The organism is Pseudarthrobacter sp. NPDC092202, from assembly GCF_044755505.1.
In the GTDB taxonomy this organism is placed as follows: Bacteria; Actinomycetota; Actinomycetes; order Actinomycetales; family Micrococcaceae; genus Arthrobacter.
The window spans coordinates 1-1,426 of record NZ_JBIVRG010000038.1 but is presented as its reverse complement, the minus strand read 5'-3'; the positions used below and the strand labels follow the sequence as shown (position 1 = coordinate 1,426).

Below are 1,426 nucleotides of genomic sequence, written 5' to 3'. Positions count from 1 at the left end.
GGCTCTTCGCAGTTGAGGGTGTAGTCGAGGGTCGGCGGCTGGTTCGTGGATAGACGTCGAGGTCTTCCAGGATGGAAGTTCTCACACTGCCCATCTGCCGGAAGACCTCGACTTGCACCACCCTACGTTCGCGACCCCTGACCTCACCACGTTCTGCCGTCTCGATGAGCTCGGCCTCGAAGCCATCGGCCAGTTGATCGAGCCCGACCGGGCGGTACTCGAGTGCCGCGTCGTTGACGATGACCCGTGGTGTCGGAAGTGCGGCGCCGAGGGCGTGCCGCGCGACACCGTGACGCGTCCGCTCGCGCACGAGCCGTTCGGGCACCGGCCCACGACGCTGCTGGTGCGGGTGCGCCGCTACCGGTGCGGCCACTGCCGCCGCACCTGGCGGCAGGACACGACGAACGCGGCGGCGCCGCGGGCGAAGATCTCCCGCGGCGGGGTCGGGTGGGCGCTGAAGGCGATCGTGGTCGACCACCTCACCGTCTCCCGCGCCGCGGCAGGCCTGGGTGTGTCGTGGCACACCGCGAACACCGCGATCCTCGCCGAGGGCAAGCGGCGGCTGATCGACGATCCGGCCAGGTTCGACGGCGTCACCACGATCGGCGTCGACGAGCACGTCTGGCGTCACACCCGGTTCGGTGACAAGTACGTGACCGTGATCATCGACCTCACGCCCGCCCGCAACAAGACAGGTCCCGCACGGCTGCTGGACATGGTCGAGGGTCGGTCGAAGGCGGTGTTCAAGCAGTGGCTCGCCGCCCGGCCCAAGGAGTGGTCGAAGCAGATCGAAGTGGTCGCGATGGATGGGTTCAGTGGGTTCAAGACCGCCGCGTCCGAGGAACTCCCCGACGCGGTCCCGGTGATGGATCCGTTCCATGTCGTCCGGCTCGCCGGTGACGCCCTGGACCGGACCCGGCAGAGGGTTCAGCAGGACACTCTCGGGCACCGCGGTCACGCCGGGGACCCGCTCTACGGGGTCCGCCGCACCCTCCACACCGGCGTGAGCTTCCTCACCGAGAAGCAGACCGCACGGCTGGACGCGGTGTTCGCGGTCGAGGAGCACGTCGAGGTCGAAGCGACCTGGGGCATCTACCAGCGCATCGTCGCCGCCTACCGCGAACCCGACAAGAAGAAGGCGAAGGAGATGATGCGGTCGGTGATCGATTCCGTCAGCAGCGGCGTCCCCGCGATGCTGGCCGAGATTCGCCGGCTCGGTCGGACGTTGAAGCAGCGCGCCGCGGACGTCCTCGCGTTCTTCGACCTGCCCGGCACGAGCAACGGTCCGACAGAGGCGATCAACGGCCGACTCGAGCACCTCCGCGGCTCCGCGCTCGGCTTCCGCAACCTCGCGAACTACACAGCCAGGAGCCTGCTCGAGGCCGGAGGTTTCAGACCCTCGCTACACCCTTGATTCCGAAGAGCC

The 1,426-nt window shown here is 68.4% G+C and carries 1 protein-coding gene; it reads left to right on the top strand.

From position 1 onward, the window contains the following. The first annotated feature begins 112 nt into the window (after window positions 1-112). Window positions 113-1,414, top strand: coding sequence for an ISL3 family transposase (locus tag ACIQF4_RS21160; protein ID WP_364275828.1), 1,302 nt, complete (start codon window positions 113-115; stop codon window positions 1,412-1,414). Window positions 1,415-1,426 lie beyond the last annotated feature (12 nt).